Below are 16477 nucleotides of genomic sequence, written 5' to 3' on the forward strand. Positions count from 1 at the left end.
GATAAGGCCGATGGATGAAAAGTACTTATGTGAAGTTTTCCAGATTCCTGTATGTGCACAGAAATACCTGGATAAATGGTTTACCTGTGAGGAAATGGAAATGCTTACACATATGGGAACAAATAATTTCTTTCCTCTCCAGCTTGCAGAAATTATGCACCTGGAAGTAGAACAGGCAGAAAAAATCATAAAAACAGCATATAGTCGGGCGGTACTTAATAAAGACGAAGAAAATCCACTGACTTACCGGGCGTCAGATTTCTATTCCAGACTTGGTGTGTTTTGCCAGTTTGAAAATGAAAAATGGCATCAGATACCGGAAGATGACAGAGTGAAAATAGGAAACTGGTATCTGGATGAATTTATCCGTCTGAACCGCCCACGGTGGGAAAAAGGTGAAAGAAATGACAGGGTAGTGCCGTTACATGAGGCGCTGGAAGCATTGGATGCACAGGACGATCCTCTTTACCTCTGCCTGTGCGACTGCAGAAGTATTTTTGAAAATTGCACACATTCCAGGGAGACCTGCATTTCTTTCTATAGTGGAATAAATTCCCCGGCGGACAGGGGACATGCCAGAGAGATAAGCAGGGATGAAGCAAAAGAACTGGTGAAAGCTCTTGATAAGGAAGGTCTGGTTCATACATTGGAAGGAACTTCAGGAATGTGTAACTGCTGCGGAGATTGCTGCTTCGAGTACCGGACTTCGAAAAAGCTGAATCTGATCGGGACATTTCCGATCACACATACCATTGCCAGCTGGAAAGAAGATACCTGTATTCATTGTGGAAAATGTGCCAGAAGATGTCCAATGGAAGCATTCGTAAAAAAAGATAAAGTGGTTTCCTTTTACCCAGAGAAATGTATTGGCTGTGGAATATGCAGCACCGCCTGTCCCAAACAGGCGATAGAGATTGTAGAGAGATAAAAAAATATTTTTCAATATAAAAGAATAGCAGAAAGGAAGAATTTGTTATGGAAAAAGTAATGACGATCAGATTAGACGATGAGCTCCCCGAAATGCCAGAATTTGTCCCTGGAATCAGACGTGCACCATCCAGAGGTTTCCATCTGACCAAGGAGCAGACAAAAACCGCTTTAAAAAATGCACTCCGCTATATTGACCCGAAATACCATGAAAAGCTGATTCCGGAATTCCTGGATGAATTATATACATATGGAAGAATTTACGGATACCGTTTCCGCCCGGCAGGACGTATTTATGGAAAGCCTATTGATGAATACAAAGGAAAATGTGTGGAAGGAAAAGCCTTTCAGGTTATGATCGACAATAACCTTGATTTCGAAGTGGCATTATATCCTTACGAGCTGGTAACTTATGGAGAAACTGGTTCTGTGTGCCAGAACTGGATGCAGTACAGACTGATAAAGAAATATCTGGAAAATCTGACAGAGGATACCACATTGGTTATGGAATCCGGACATCCGTTAGGCTTATTTAAATCACGTCCGGAAGCTCCCCGTGTAACCACCACAAATGCGATCATGATCGGTGAGTTTGACAATCAGAAGGACTGGGAGATCGCAGAAGAAATGGGCGTTGCCAATTATGGACAGATGACAGCTGGTGGCTGGATGTATATCGGACCACAGGGAATTGTACATGGAACATACAACACCCTTCTGAATGCCGGACGTCTGGAGCTTGGTGTTCCAATGGACGGAAACCTGGCAGGCAAGCTTTTCGTAAGTTCAGGACTTGGCGGTATGAGTGGAGCACAGCCAAAAGCAGCAGAAATTGCCGGTGCAGTAGGTATTATCGCAGAGGTAGATCTCTCCAGAATCAAAACAAGACTGGATCAGGGATGGGTAAGAGAATATTCAGACAGCCTGCCGGAAGTATTTGCATCTGCGAAGAAATGGCTGGACAAAAAAGAAGCCTACTCCATCGCTTATCATGGAAATGTTGTGGACCTTCTGGAATATGCCATTGAACATAAGATCCACATTGATCTTCTTTCCGACCAGACTTCCTGCCATGTGCCATATGAAGGCGGTTATTGTCCACAGGGAATTACCTTTGAAGAGAGAACACGGATGCTGGCAGATGACCGGGAAAACTTCTGCAAGCTGGTAGACAAGTCTTTGAGAAAGCATTTTGAGTGTATTGTAAAATGCCATGAAGATGGAACCTATTTCTTCGACTACGGAAATTCATTCCTGAAAGCTGTCTATGACGCGGGATTAACAGAAGTATCAAAAACAGGCGATGTAAAAGATGGCTTTATTTTCCCATCTTATGTGGAAGATATTATGGGACCGCAGCTGTTTGATTATGGATATGGACCATTCAGATGGGTATGCCTTTCCGGAAAAGCAGAAGACCTGGAGACTACAGACCATGCGGCTATGAGCTGTATCGACAAGGAACGCAGATATCAGGATCTGGATAACTATAACTGGATCCGGGATGCAAAGAAAAATAAACTGGTAGTTGGAACCCAGGCAAGAATTCTGTATCAGGATGCAATTGGAAGAGTAAACATTGCCCTGAAATTTAACGAGCTGGTACGAAAAGGAGTGATCGGACCGGTCATGATCGGACGTGATCATCACGATGTCAGTGGAACAGATTCTCCATTCCGTGAAACTTCAAATATTAAAGACGGATCTAATGTAATGGCGGATATGGCTGTCCAGTGTTATGTAGGAAATGCAGCCAGAGGTATGAGCCTGGTGGCACTTCACAATGGCGGCGGTGTTGGAATCGGAAAAGCCATCAATGGTGGATTTGGTCTTGTTCTGGATGGAAGCAAGCGTGTTGACGAGGTTATCAAAGATGCCATCCTCTGGGATGTTATGGGCGGCGTTGCAAGAAGAAGCTGGGCACGAAATGAAAATGCAATGTCTGTAGTAAAAGAATATAACGAAAAATATGAAGGGGAAAGCCAGATCACAGTTCCGTACCTTGCAGATGAAAGCCTGATCGGTAAGGCAGTAGAAGACACATATAAAGACTGAAAGAGGTGACCAGGGTGGAAGACAAAATAAAAAATGTTGCAATTGTGGGAGTCGGAACCCAGGGCTCGATGATCGCATTCCGAAACGCACTTTATGGAAAAAGCGTGACAGGATACAGCCGCACAGAAGCTTCCATACATACCTGCAAAAATAAAATAGAGAAGTGGGGCCAGTATTATGTGAAAACTGGCAGACTTACACCGGATGAAGCTAAAGAACTGGCAGGAAGGATCCGGTATACTACCGATTTGAGGAAATGCTGCCAGGATGCAGATCTGGTGGTGGAGAATGTACCGGAAAAGCTGGAACTGAAGCAGGAAATATTTAAAAAATTGGATGAATATTGTCCGGAGGATACCCTGCTGAATTCAAATACATCTTCCCTGCTGATGAGTGATATTGCAGCCGGAATATCAGATGAAAGAAAAACAAAAACATTTTCAGTGGATCATGACGGTCCGGTAAGAAATAGTTATCTGGAAATGATGTGGAATCCCTGGACCTCGGAAGAAACAAAGGAAAAAGCACTGGCACATTACCATAAGCTGGGATTCCAGCCTGTTATAACAGAAAAGGAAATAAAGGGATATTCCATAAACCGGGTATGGAGAGCTGTTAAACGGGAATGCCTGTATCTCTGGGCAAATGGGTATTGTGATCCTGCTGAATTTGACCGGGCTGGATGATCGAGTGGGGAACGGATATAGGACCCTTCCGGTTAATGGATCTGATCGGGCTTCAGACTGTTTACAATATTGAAAATTCTTACTATGCAGCCAGCAAGGATGAAAGAGATAAACCACCTCAGAAGTTAAAAGATCTGATAGATGCAGGGCATCTTGGGATGAAAACCGGAAGTGGTTTCTACGACGGGTATGATACGGAAGCAGGAAACATTTTGAAATAAAAAAGGAAGGCCGATTGTAGCAGAGAAAGGATGAATGCTGTGGATGTACTGATTTTGAATGGAAAAGGGCTTACCGTGGAGGAGGTTGCGGAGGTGGCCCTCAAAGGCAGAAAAGTGGAAATAGCAGAAGAAGCCTTCGGACGGTTGAAAAAAGGCCGGGAGCTTATGCAGAGCCTGGCAGACTCCGGAAAGGCCATCTATGGATTTAACAGAGGAGTAGGCTGGAACAAAGATATCTGCGTGGCGCAGGATGAAATCGATGCTTATAATTATGAACTGATCCGGACACATGCCCTGGGTGTTCCACCTTATCACACGGATGAAGAAGTAAGGGCGATGATGGTGATCCGCCTGAATAATATGCTTATTGGCACTGCCTGTGCCACTGATGAACTGGCAAAGCGGTACAGGGATTTTCTCAATCATGGCATTCATCCTCTGATTCCCCAAAGGGGATCTGTGGGAGATGCGGATATTACCACCCTGTCTCATATGGGACTGGCTTTTTCCGGAGAAGGGGATGTCCGTTATCATGGGGAAGTGGTTCCAGCTGAAGAAGCAATTAAAGAGGAAGGGCTTCCGGAATACAGGCTGAAATTAAAAGATGCCCATACCATTATCCTTTCAAATGCACAGGGAGAAGGTCTGACAGCACTTCTGGCAGTAAAAACAAGGCAGCTGGTGGATCTGGTGAATCTGATCTACTGTCTGGATTATGAAGGCCTGAATGGAAATGTGGAGGCTATGTGCAAAGAGGTAAATGAGATCAGAGGATTACCAGGACAGATGGAAAGCGCAGCCAGATGCAGGGAATTTCTGGAGGGCAGTTATCTGTATGAGCCGGATGAGAACCGGGCACTTCAGGACTCTCTTACATTCCGGGGAGGGTTTGCCATTCAGGGAACAGTGCTGGATGCGTTACATGTGGTTGAAAAATTTCTGGCGATACAGATAAATTCTCCCTCTGATAATCCTGCAATTGTACTGGAAAAAGAGAACACCTTTGTTACAGCCAATTTCGAAACGGCTACGCTTGCAGCGGCGGTGGAGATGCTGGCAATCACATTAAGCCATATGTCAAAAGCAATCAGTTACCGGATGATTAAGATGACAGATCCGCATTTTACCGGGCTGACCAGATATCTGGCGGCCTGGGACGGTTCCAGTCTGGGATATGCAACGATCCAGAATACCTATACAGCGCTGGATGTGGAAAATCGTTTTCTGACCAATCCTTCTTCTGTGGATTTTTATCCAATGGAGGGAATGATCGAGGATCATGGGGCAAATCTGCCACTGGCAGCAGAAAAAGCATTAAAAATGGTGGATAATATATATTATCTGGCTGGAATGGAAGCTCTTTATGCTGCACAGGCAGTGGATTTGCGGCAGATGAAATTCGGAGAGCTGAAGCTTGGAAAATACACTGGAAAAGCTTATAAAGCAATCCGAAGCTGTATTCCATTCCTGGATGAAAACAGAAATATGCACGAAGAAATCAAAAAGATTTACGCATTTATGACATCGGATGAAATGGGAAATATTTTACAATGAGTAAGAAGAACAGTTGAAACTTGGGAAAGAACATGAGAGGAGCGATTATTATGAAAAAAAGAAGATGGTGTGCTGCGATTTTAGCAGGAGTTATGGCAATGACAACAGTGACTGGCTGTGGAAGTTCTTCTGGCTCAGAAGACAAAGACCCACTTGTTGTTTCCTCAAAGGATTTTACAGAATCCCAGGTCCTTGGAGAGGTTTACGCATTGGCCTTTGAGGACGCAGGAATTAAAGTGGAAAGAAAAATGAATATCGGTTCCTCTCTGATCCATGATGCCATCGTAAATGATGAGGTGGATTTCTATGTGGGTTATACAGGTACGGGTCTGATAACGCGTCTTGGAATGGACACGATCCAGGATCCACAGGAATGCTACGACACAGTAAAAAAAGCTTATGAAGATAAGTGGAAGATCACATGGCTTGACTCAACAGATATAAATGATTCCGAAGGATTATTCATGCTGAAAACAAAAGCAGAAGAATTAGGAATCACAGATTATACCCAGTTATGGGAACAGGCAGATTCTCTGGTCCTGGGAGCATTTGGAGAATTTTATGAAGACCTGTATCAGGATATAAAAGATGTTTACGGTGATGTGAAGTTTAAAGATGAGCTGGTTATTGATTATGCATTGAACTTTGAGGCGTGCAGAAGCGGACAGATCGATGTATTTAATCAGTATACGACCAACGGAATGTTGTCCACCGGTGAGTTTGTGGAACTAAAAGATGACCAGGGTGTATGGCCTCCATATTATATCTGCCCTCTGGTCCGTGATGATGCACTGGAACAGTGGCCGGAAGCAGAAGAAATCGCCAATAAGGTTACAGCACTTCTTACCAAAGAAGATGTGATCGCTATGAATGCAAAATGTGACGTAGACGGGGAAGACTTTGAAGACGTGGCCGAAGAGTATTATGAGAGCATTAAGGATAAGCTGTAAATATGTGTGGGAAATGTGAAGAGGTTGAATGAAAAAGTAATTTCAACCTTGCATTAGAACTGGAAAAATAAGGTTTTGATGCAGGACTAACTTCCAGATAGCTCTGGATAAATTTATTGCTTTAGCATATAATAAAGGTGGAAAACAGTGTTTTTTCTGGAAAATTGGCATCATTTTGGGACCGCTGGGAAACTTTTTGCAAAAGTAACTTCCACCGGTCTGAGGAGAAAACCGATACTCGGGGATGGATCCTGCGTTTACTTTTTCAATAGTGATGGTTTAAGAATCACCTGGTTAGCGGGGATACTTTCCAGGCCACAGAGATCCAGCAGTTTTCTGTCTATTAGTAACTGAGCCAGTTTGAACGGAGTGCAGCCGTTCAAACTGGCTCTTGCTACGCTGTTGATATGATTTGCAATCAGAGTTACCTGCTCTTGGTCTAAACCTGCAAATGTCATTCCTTTTGGAAGAATGTAGCGTATAAATTCATGGTTCTTTTCCAGCCGGCCTTTCTGCCAGGATGCCATTGGATCACAATAAAAGACATGAGATAAGAGTGGTCCATTTCCCGGACATTCAAAAATCTCTGGATCTTTAAAAGAGGAACCATTGTCTGTAAGTATAACAGGGAAAAGTCTACTGTAGAGATCAGTACCCAGATGGTCATATATCCATTGAAATACTGCCTGTACATTATTATGTCTGTCTGCATCCATCAGGAAGATAAGCATAAGGCTACAGTTGCGAAAAAGCATGGTCAGCAATACTTTTTCTGATTTGCCCCCGGCACCTTCAACTACATCTAATTCTACAACGCTTGTATCAGGATGTTCTTTTAGATAGTTCTCAAAATCCTGATAGGAGCGGTTTTTTCTATATCCTGTATTATCTGACTTCCTATGGACTTTCCTGCGCTTTTTGTAGCGGACTTTACGTGGAAGGTCAAGATTGATCGCAGTGAAATATCCCTGGTCTATATAGTTGTATAGAGTTCTTATAGAGCAGTCAACAGATTCCTGATTGGAAGCATAAATATGGGATAAAGGCTGACCCTGCAGGAGAAGAGGGGAAACCAGGCGGTCCAGCTGTTCGAGGGATTCAGGGGTCTGATTTATACCGGAACGGGAAACGGACCGGGTTTCTGTGTAAACATCGTTTGCATAATTGGCTCTGTAAAAATAAAAATCATGGGAACAGCTGCGTATCTGAGTGCAGTTATTGCAGACATAAGGAGGCTTTTGCAGCCTGGTACAGATTCTGGAAGTAAAGTCAGAACAATACATAGAACAGCGTTTAGGCCGGCATTTCCAGCATAAGGAATGGCAGGACTGGTTGCCGCAGATATGCTGTTTTTCACAATTCTGGTAATGCTGACACTCTGAACGTTTGCGCTGTGCCTCGTTCTGAAAATGAGGAACACATATAAGATGCCGGCGGATCTCCTTGGATATTGTAGAAGAATCCTTATTGATCCGGAGAGCAATCTGGGTAAAATTCTCTCCATTGCTGATACCATGTTCAATGGCAGCACGATCAGCGAGAGTAAGATGTTTTTTGTTTCCGATAGCTTTGGTAGACATAAAAAAATCCTCCTGTGTAATAAAAATGAACTGGTTCCCGGGCAGTCGGAGGATATGACCAGAGGTGGCTCTGGTATTTCTTATAGAATAAACGATTGCAGCATTAACTTCCACCCTTGTTTTTAAGTACAGAACAAAATAGACTAAGGGTGGAAGTTACTTTTTCATTTTACGGGAAATGTAAAGAAATTGTGAAAATAGCACTCACCTCTTGACAGTGCTAATAATAAGTGCTATATTACAAATAGAACAAAGGAAGGGGATAAAAAGAGAACGAAAGGTTATAGGTTCTCACCAATCCAGAGTTCCGTTAATATAATAAAAACCTGAAAAGGCAGACAACATATATTTTAAATATGAAAAGGAGAGATGACTTATGTTAATGCCTAGTATTTTTGGAGAAAACTTATTTGATGATTTCTTTAATGAATTTCCATTCTATTATGATGATAAAGCACTGAAAGATACCGAGAAGAAACTCTATGGTAAGAGAGCCAGCCACGTTATGAAGACCGATATTAAGGAAATGGATAACGGATACGAGCTGGTTGTGGATCTTCCGGGATTTACCAAAGATGAGATCAAGGCTTCCCTTGAGAATGGTTATCTGACCATCAGTGCTGAGAAGGGCCTGGATAAGGACGAGAAGGAGAAAGAATCCGGACGTTACATCCGCAGGGAGCGTTATGCAGGTGCCTGCAGCAGAAGCTTTTATGTAGGCGAGGATGTCCAGCAGGAGGATGTAAAGGCTGAATTCAAACATGGTATTCTGAAACTGTTCGTTCCGAAGAAAGAAGCGAAACCAGCAGTTGAGGAGAAGAAGCATATCGCCATTGAGGGATAAGGGTTACCCCTCTTGGGAAATGTTTCGATAGCTGTATAACGCAGTATATAATAAGAAGTAAATAATTAAAAAGGCATTCCGGAATTATTTATAAAAGTGGTTCCGGGGTGCCTTTTTTGTAATAGCAAATTAAAAATTCTGTAGGAATCCCGGTTTACGGGAAAGTTTATAGAAAGTTTATAAAAAGGTTTTATAAAAAGGCAAGATTGTTGTCTTGACAATGGTTCCTGATTTCGCTATAATGGTGAAACTGTGAATATCCTAGTGAATTTGTACCCTTTTAGAAGGGATTAAGCGTCCGCATCAGCGGGAAAATGGAATTTTCCGGGAGAAACAGCATATAAGAAGTGTATGACACGGGGCATATAAGCCGCCGGAATGAAAGGGAGTAAGGCTAAAATGGAAGAAAAGAAGAACTTACTAACCTATGCAGGACTTAAAAAACTGGAAGAAGAGCTGCATGATTTAAAGGTAGTAAAAAGAAAAGAAGTAGCAGGTAAGATCAAAGAGGCAAGAGAGCAGGGAGACCTGTCCGAGAATGCAGAGTACGATGCAGCTAAAGATGAGCAGAGAGATATCGAAGCACGTATTGAAGAGATTGAGAAAATCCTGAAGAACGCAGAAGTTGTAGTTGAGGACGAAGTTGACCTTGACAAGATCAGCGTAGGCTGCAAGGTGAAAGTACATGACTTCGAATTCGAAGAAGATATAGAACTGAAACTGGTTGGTTCTACAGAGGCCAACAGCCTGGAAGGCAAGATCTCCAATGAATCTCCTGTAGGAAAGGCTCTTATGGGCGCACACACAGGTGATATCGTAGAAGTTGAGCTGCCATCCGGTATCATGAAGTACAAAGTGCTGGAAATCCAGCGTAATATTTAAGGGAGGCACAAAAGTGGCAGAGCAGAAGAATCAGGATCTGAATCAGCTTCTGAAAATCCGCCGTGATAAACTGGCAGAGCTTCAGGCGAATGGCAAGGATCCATTTCAGATAACCAAATTTAACCAGACCCATCATTCACTGGAAGTAAAGAACCTTTATGAGGCACATGAGGCTGAGCTCCTTAAGGACCGCACTGAGCCAGATGTAACAGGTCTTGATGAAGAGCAGGCGAAAGAAGTCCTGAAGAAGGACTACGAAGAGAGAAGAAGTATCATGGACGCCAGCCCGATCCACGTGACAATCGCTGGACGTATGATGTTCAAGAGAGTCATGGGAAAAGCTTCTTTCTGCAACATCCAGGATTTACAGGGAAATATCCAGGTATACGTAGCAAGAGACGTTATTGGAGCAGATTCCTATGCAGACTTTAAGAAATCCGATATCGGAGATATCTTTGGTCTGGAAGGTTTTGCGTTCAGAACAAGAACCGGTGAAATTTCCATTCACGCAGAGAGCATGACTCTTCTTTCCAAAAGTTTACAGATCCTTCCTGAGAAATTCCACGGACTGACAGACACAGATATGCGTTATCGTCAGAGATATGTGGATCTGATCATGAATCAGGATAGCAAGAACGTATTTATCAAACGTTCCAAAATCCTTAAAGAGATCCGTAACTTCCTTGCAGACCATGACTTCATGGAAGTAGAGACTCCAATGCTTGTTTCTAACGCTGGTGGAGCTGCTGCGAGACCATTTGAGACACATTACAATGCACTGAACGAAGATGTTAAGCTTCGTATTTCACTGGAGCTTTATCTGAAACGACTGATCGTTGGTGGACTTGAGAGAGTTTATGAGATTGGCCGTGTATTCCGTAATGAAGGTGTTGACACCCGTCACAATCCGGAATTTACACTGATGGAGCTTTACCAGGCATATACAGATTATGAGGGAATGATGGAACTTACAGAGTCCATGTTCCGTTATCTGGCAGAAAAAGTCTGCGGTTCTACCAAGATTTCCTACAATGGCATCGAGATCGACCTTGGAAAGCCTTTCGAGCGTCTGACCATGAATGATGCGATCAAGAAATATGCAGGAATTGATTTTGATGAAGTAGCAGATGACGAAGCAGCCAAGAAGCTTGCTGCTGAGCATCATATTGAATATGAGGAGCGTCATAAGAAGGGCGATATCATCAATCTGTTCTTCGAGGAATACTGTGAGAAAGAGCTGATTCAGCCGACCTTTATCATGGATCATCCGATTGAGATTTCTCCGCTGACCAAGAAGAAACCTTCTGATCCGACCAAGGTAGAGCGTTTCGAGCTTTTCATCAATACATGGGAAATGTGTAATGCTTACTCCGAGCTGAACGACCCGATCGATCAGAGAGAGCGTTTCAAAGCACAGGATGCTCTTGCAGACGCAGGTGATGAGGAAGCGAACCATACAGACGAAGATTTCCTGAATGCACTGGAGATCGGTATGCCGCCTACAGGTGGTATTGGATACGGAATTGACCGTCTGGTTATGCTGCTGACAGACAGCGCGGCTATCCGTGACGTGCTGCTCTTCCCGACAATGAGATCTCTTGATGCTGACAAGGCTTCCTCAAAGTCAAAAAATAGCACTGATTCAGCACAGGCTGCACCTGTAGTTGAAGAGAAAATTGATTTCTCCAAGGTACAGATTGAGCCGCTGTTCACTGATTATGTAGACTTTGATACTTTCAGCAAGTCAGATTTCAGAGCCGTTAAGGTTAAAGAGTGTGTTGCAGTTCCGAAGAGCAAAAAGCTCCTTCAGTTTACACTGGATGATGGAACAGGCACAGACCGCACCATTTTAAGCGGAATCCACGCTTATTATGAGCCAGAAGAACTGGTAGGCAAGACCTTGATCGCTATCACAAACCTGCCGCCAAGAGCAATGATGGGAATTGAATCCTGTGGAATGCTTCTCAGTGCAATCCACGAGGAAGAAGGAGAGGAAAAACTTCACCTTCTGATGGTTGATAACCACATCCCGGCTGGTGCTAAACTGTATTAATAAAAGAATATCAAAAAATAACACTATGCTTTGTACCAATTTTCGAGAGTTTGTACCAATTTTGTACCAATCATTCGGAGATTTTTGAAGAAGTATGGTAGGATATGTGAATGGAAGAGACTGGAATGAGAGTTCTGGTCTCTTTTTTTGTGTATTCAAATTTGCAACAAGGTGTGAAAGTTTAAATATGCTCATAGAAGGGAGAATTGGAACCAGAGCAGGTTCGGAACATTATGGACAGTATGATAAGAAAATTGTATGACATGGAACTGGAAGAACTGGGACGGAGCGGCTGGCAGGATGAAAAATTACTGTCAGAAGTCAGAAAACTTCTGGAAAAGAACAAGGCTTCTATCCAGATGGAAGATAAAACTGGACGTGAGGGCGTTGATCTGGCGTTTGCGATTGCTGAGATAGGAGAAGAAATTGGTTTTACACAAGGATTCAAATGTGCCTTTCAGCTTTTTATGGAATGCAGAAGGGAATAGGTTCAAATGGTACAAGATATTAAAGAGAAGGCTATGCGTGGGGAATACGCATAGCCTTTTAAAGAGTCTTTATAAATTCAATTAATGCACGCTGTTGTTCTTCTGAGAGGGCTGTGGAAGCCTCCAATAACTGTGCCTGAGTTTTAGTAAGAGTATAAGGCATTTCACTCTCTGCGAAGAACTGAGAAAGCGTAATACCGAAGGCATTACATATTTTTTCAAGTGAGGGAATAGAAGGTAATAGTTTTTTTCGATACCAGGATGAAATTGTAGATTGTGTCAAACCAGACTCGGTAGCAAGCTGGTATTCAGACCAACCTTTCTGATCACGGTAGTGTGTAATACGATCCAGTACAGGAACCACGGTATCACCAACTTTCTATATAAGATATCGTTAATTTTAGACGATAATGCGTTGCAAATTAATATGTAGTGTCGTATAATTTTAACGATAGAACAAAACGGACGGCGTTGAATTTCTATAACATGTACAAGGAGGAGACAAGCATGAAGAAGAAAAAAGCGTTAAGTTTAGTGATGGCAGCTGTCTTGGCACTGGGAGTTGTGCCTGGAACGTCAGTTTGGGCGGAAGAGCAAGAGGTAGTTGTTGATGATTCGGAGATAAATGGTTTTTCTGCATTGGATGAAGATGTAGTAACTGATTATGATGAAAGTGAATTTGTGAGTAATATAAATCAGATAAATGAGAATGAGTCAAATGGTTTATTAGATGAAAATAAGTCAATAGAAGAAAATTCTGAATTTACGGATGAAATTTTAGAAGACACGAATGATATCGCAGAATTCCAAACAAATATTGAGACTGGTAAGTATGGGTATTATACTACTAATATAATTGAACCCAATAAATATTATAAAATGAATGAAATGTGTAGGGACTATGGGAATGATTATTATTTGGAACTTAATTTACCAGTTTCAGGGCGAGCCAAAATAGTTGTGTCAGATGTAACAGAATTGGTAACTGACACTGGAGATGATTGGAAATATGATTCTGGGATATATGCTAATTATGGAGAGTATGTGATTGATGGAATAAATGCTAAAGATTCAGGATGGATTTCTGTAAAATCTGGTAAGGCTGTATTTGTAATATATTCTAGAAGGAGCAGTATAAACAAAGAAGCTCAAGTGATGATTCAGTATGAAGAGGCTGGACAGTATGTTGGTGAGGTAGAGGATAATGATACATTTGATACAGCAAATATAATTGAAAATAATGTGGTTTATGAAGGTAATTCTAGTAAAGGTTCAGATAAGGATTACTATAGATTTGAAATGAAACAATCTGGTCTGGCAGAAATTATTTCAAATAAATGCACTTATAATTTATACGAAGAGGATGAAAATAACAATGTGTATCAAATAACCTACTGCAAATCAAGTGATGATAATTCGAAAAAGTATACGAATCGTGTACGCTTAGCGGCTGGAAATTATTATTTATTAATGCGTCCAGATCGGTCGGCTGGTTATAGAGAATATTCTTTTTCTGTTAATACGACATATGAATCACCAGATGATTTTGAACAAGAAAATAATAATGTAAAAAGCATGGCAAATGAGAAAAAAACAAATCATTGGTATGCTGGAAACATGAATACAGAAGAAGATATTGACTGCTTTAAAATGACAATCTTAGAAGATAGTTTTTTATCAATGGAGTTTAAAGTACCAAGACAGATACAAAAAGATACATTGAAAATCGGATTGTATGATAGCAGTATGGAAAATGTACTATCGGAAGCTACTAATACAGAAAATCCATATTTAAAAACAAAAGAAATTTTATGTCCAGCCGGAGTATATTACGTAAGAGTAGAGAATGTTTCTAAATATTCAGAATTACAATTTGTTGATGATTACTCCTTTAATCTGAATCAGCGTCCATACAAATATGTGATTGCCATTAATATACCTTCAACCAAAACAATAACAGAAGGTCAATCTTTTACAATGGCACCAACAATTACACCATCTGACGCTGAAGACACGAGCGTAAAATGGAGCAGCAGTAACCCATATGTGGCAACCGTAGACGAAAACGGAAAGGTAACAGCTAAAGCTGTTGGAAAAACAAACATTGTTGTCACCGCAACTGATCGTGGTACTGTATCTGCGACTTGTGTATTAACAGTGCAGGAACGTGTAATAAAATATGTTACAGGAATAAGCCTTGCAAGCACAAAGAGCGTAAAACAAGGAACTGCATTTTCAGTAGCACCAGTTATTACTCCAAGCGACGCAGAAAATAAAGCGTTGAGATGGCAGAGTAGTAATCCATCTGTAGTAGAAGTAGATTCTAATGGAAATATGATAGCAAAAAGTTGTGGAACTGCTAGAATCACCGTAACAGCGAAAGACAGAGATGTGATTTCAGCTTCCTGTGTTGTCACTGTATATAACACAGTTCGTTACAATCTGAATGGCGGTACTAATAATGGCAGCAATCCATCTGTATTTTATGGAAAAGCAACTAATCTGCTGAATCCAACCAGACGAGGCTATATTTTTAAAGGCTGGTATAGCGATAGGGGACTTAAAAAGAAAGTTACCCAGATCACTTCTGGAAATGTAGGAAACACTATATTTTATGCGAAATGGCAAAAGGTAAGCGTAGGAAAAGCAACTATTACATCTTTTACAAATAAGTCTGGCAAGAAAGCATTTGTGAAGTATAAATCAGTAAGCGGAGCTTCAGGATATGAAATTGTATATTCTACAGATAAAAAAGTAAAGAAAAGCTGCACAAGCGTCAAGACAAAGGCGAAGTCCAGAACTTTAAGCAAATTGAAAAAAGGTAAGACATATTATGTAAAAGTAAGGGCATATAAAACAGATTCTACGGGACAGGCTGTGTACGGTAAATATTCTGCTATTAAGAAAGTGAAAATTAAGAAATAGGCTAGTTAATCACTATTGATTCTAGTAACTGGGGAAAGAATCAATTGCTTCTTTCCCTAAAAATAAAATTTTCTATAAAGGGAGGACGTTATTATGTCAAAGAAAAGAAAAAGTTTGTTTATTATGTTACTGATTGCTGTATTAACGGTAGTCATGGCGATTCCGGTTTCTGCGTCTACAACTAGACAGAAAAAGAAAGCCTTAAAGAAATCTTTGCTCTATTATACACATGATAAAGATAGTAGATACCAAAGTGCGTCTAAAAATAAATCTTATTATGTTGATATTAATAAAGACGGGTATCCAGATCATGTTGAATACCTTACAGGACCAGGTCTTGGAAGAATGGGAAAAGCGGTAATTATTTATACCTGTGATAAGAAATATAAGATCAGAAAATATGTGTTTGATGGAGTTTCAAGTAAATTATACCGAACTGGAAAAAATATTGTTTTTGAAACATTCGATGGTTATGTAGGACCAAGACAGCCTAAGTATACTTATGGCGTTTATACCATAAAGAATGGAAAAATGTATGTGAATAGATATTCTATGGTATCTGGACCAACAACTAAATATTATAAAGATGGAAAACGGATTTCTTATAAAACATATAGAAAGTTTGTTAAATCTTTAAAAACATTTAAAGATAGCAGTTATTGGCGCAGTTTGTGCAACGGCCTTTTTGACTGATTGCTAAGTAATTATAATGGTTCCTAATAGTTTTTGGGGGACTGTGCAGTAAGTTGGGACTACATAAGAGAACTGATATATGAAAAAATATGGCATGCCGTGTTTGTGGCATGCCATATTTTTTTGTCCGAATTACAATTGTGAAGCATTCAAGATATAATTCTCCAAAGCCATTCGGCTAATCTTCCAGGTAGATCCCATGCGGAATCCATTCAGCTTTCCAGTATTAAGTAATTCATAAACTCTGTTCTTTCCCACTCCAAGATACTCAGCAACTTCTGAGACACTTAAAACAGTCAAAATAGAATTTTCTTTCCCTACAGGTACTGGATTAGATGTAGTTGACATAATAGTTTCCTCCTGTCTGATAATTGTTTTTACTTATATGTGAGTAAGGTTAGTTTTGTAAGAAAAAAATACAAGCAGAACAATCCTATAAAAGAAAAAATAAAGAAGCTCAGATGTATATAACTTTTTTCAACTTCAAAATACTTATTTGAACGAGAACAGGAGCTTCCTGTATAATAAAAAGCGTGGATGTTGAAAATTGAAAATACCTCAGAGTACAATAAGACTACTGACTGGCAGGTTAGTAAAAATCTTATTATACAGAGAGGTA

General features: G+C 40.8%; 15 protein-coding genes. 12 read left to right on the forward strand and 3 right to left on the reverse strand.

What is annotated here, in order from left to right:
* Positions 1-10: 10 nt before the first annotated feature.
* Genes ACTQWB_RS11790 through ACTQWB_RS11815 form a run of 6 tightly spaced genes read left to right on the forward strand, consistent with a single transcriptional unit; the run spans position 11 to position 6393 of the window.
* Positions 11-928 carry an ATP-binding protein gene (locus tag ACTQWB_RS11790; protein WP_441501851.1) on the forward strand — a complete coding sequence of 306 codons (918 nt, stop codon included), beginning with the start codon at positions 11-13 and terminating at the stop codon, positions 926-928.
* A gap of 47 nt (positions 929-975) precedes the next feature.
* Positions 976-2982, forward strand: a complete 2007-nt coding sequence (locus tag ACTQWB_RS11795) for a urocanate hydratase (RefSeq protein ID WP_441501852.1) — start codon at positions 976-978, stop codon at positions 2980-2982.
* A 14-nt stretch (positions 2983-2996) separates the two neighbouring features.
* Complete coding sequence (locus ACTQWB_RS11800) at positions 2997-3668, forward strand: 3-hydroxyacyl-CoA dehydrogenase family protein (protein ID WP_441501853.1); 672 nt, start codon at positions 2997-2999, stop codon at positions 3666-3668.
* The gene (locus tag ACTQWB_RS11805) at positions 3665-3889 is read left to right on the forward strand and encodes a 3-hydroxyacyl-CoA dehydrogenase family protein (protein WP_441501854.1); all 225 of its coding nucleotides are present in this window, start codon (positions 3665-3667) and stop codon (positions 3887-3889) included. The genes ACTQWB_RS11800 and ACTQWB_RS11805 overlap by 4 nt, the downstream gene beginning before the upstream one ends.
* 30 nt (positions 3890-3919) lie before the next feature.
* The gene (locus ACTQWB_RS11810; RefSeq protein ID WP_441501855.1) at positions 3920-5443 is read left to right on the forward strand and encodes an HAL/PAL/TAL family ammonia-lyase; all 1524 of its coding nucleotides are present in this window, start codon (positions 3920-3922) and stop codon (positions 5441-5443) included.
* 50 nt (positions 5444-5493) lie between these two features.
* Positions 5494-6393 carry an ABC transporter substrate-binding protein gene (locus ACTQWB_RS11815; RefSeq protein WP_441501856.1) on the forward strand — a complete coding sequence of 300 codons (900 nt, stop codon included), beginning with the start codon at positions 5494-5496 and terminating at the stop codon, positions 6391-6393.
* Between the two features lie 257 nt (positions 6394-6650).
* Here ACTQWB_RS11815 and ACTQWB_RS11820 read toward each other — a convergent pair whose 3' ends face one another.
* Complete coding sequence (locus ACTQWB_RS11820; RefSeq protein WP_441501857.1) at positions 6651-7973, reverse strand: IS30 family transposase; 1323 nt, start codon at positions 7971-7973, stop codon at positions 6651-6653.
* A 376-nt stretch (positions 7974-8349) separates the two neighbouring features.
* On the opposite strand from ACTQWB_RS11820, the gene ACTQWB_RS11825 reads away from it, so the two are divergent.
* The 4 genes from ACTQWB_RS11825 to ACTQWB_RS11840 all read left to right on the forward strand — a co-directional run bounded on the left by ACTQWB_RS11825 (position 8350) and on the right by ACTQWB_RS11840 (position 12240).
* Complete coding sequence (locus ACTQWB_RS11825; RefSeq protein WP_441501858.1) at positions 8350-8817, forward strand: Hsp20/alpha crystallin family protein; 468 nt, start codon at positions 8350-8352, stop codon at positions 8815-8817.
* A gap of 399 nt (positions 8818-9216) precedes the next feature.
* A complete protein-coding gene (greA, locus tag ACTQWB_RS11830; protein WP_342978533.1) occupies positions 9217-9699 on the forward strand; it encodes a transcription elongation factor GreA in 483 nt (160 codons plus the stop codon).
* 13 nt (positions 9700-9712) lie between these two features.
* On the forward strand, positions 9713-11752 hold the full coding sequence (lysS, locus tag ACTQWB_RS11835; protein WP_441501859.1) for a lysine--tRNA ligase: 2040 nt from the start codon (positions 9713-9715) through the stop codon (positions 11750-11752).
* A gap of 233 nt (positions 11753-11985) precedes the next feature.
* The gene (locus tag ACTQWB_RS11840) at positions 11986-12240 is read left to right on the forward strand and encodes a hypothetical protein (protein WP_441501860.1); all 255 of its coding nucleotides are present in this window, start codon (positions 11986-11988) and stop codon (positions 12238-12240) included.
* A gap of 58 nt (positions 12241-12298) precedes the next feature.
* On the opposite strand, the gene ACTQWB_RS11845 is transcribed toward ACTQWB_RS11840, so the two are convergent.
* Positions 12299-12604 carry a helix-turn-helix domain-containing protein gene (locus tag ACTQWB_RS11845; protein ID WP_441501861.1) on the reverse strand — a complete coding sequence of 102 codons (306 nt, stop codon included), beginning with the start codon at positions 12602-12604 and terminating at the stop codon, positions 12299-12301.
* Positions 12605-12747: 143 nt separating this feature from the next.
* Between ACTQWB_RS11845 and ACTQWB_RS11850 the strand changes: the two genes are divergently transcribed.
* Together ACTQWB_RS11850 and ACTQWB_RS11855 are read left to right on the forward strand one after the other, a co-directional pair.
* On the forward strand, positions 12748-15165 hold the full coding sequence (locus tag ACTQWB_RS11850) for an Ig-like domain-containing protein (protein WP_441501862.1): 2418 nt from the start codon (positions 12748-12750) through the stop codon (positions 15163-15165).
* A 93-nt stretch (positions 15166-15258) separates the two neighbouring features.
* Positions 15259-15858: a hypothetical protein gene (locus ACTQWB_RS11855; protein ID WP_441501863.1), complete on the forward strand. Its 600-nt coding sequence runs from the start codon at positions 15259-15261 to the stop codon at positions 15856-15858.
* 132 nt (positions 15859-15990) lie between these two features.
* Here the strand turns inward: ACTQWB_RS11855 and ACTQWB_RS11860 are convergent, their stop codons facing one another.
* Complete coding sequence (locus ACTQWB_RS11860) at positions 15991-16206, reverse strand: helix-turn-helix domain-containing protein (protein WP_441501864.1); 216 nt, start codon at positions 16204-16206, stop codon at positions 15991-15993.
* Positions 16207-16477: the final 271 nt, after the last annotated feature.

Source organism: Blautia sp. HCP3S3_H10_2 (genome assembly GCF_052122375.1).
GTDB lineage: Bacteria > Bacillota > Clostridia > Lachnospirales > Lachnospiraceae > Blautia_A.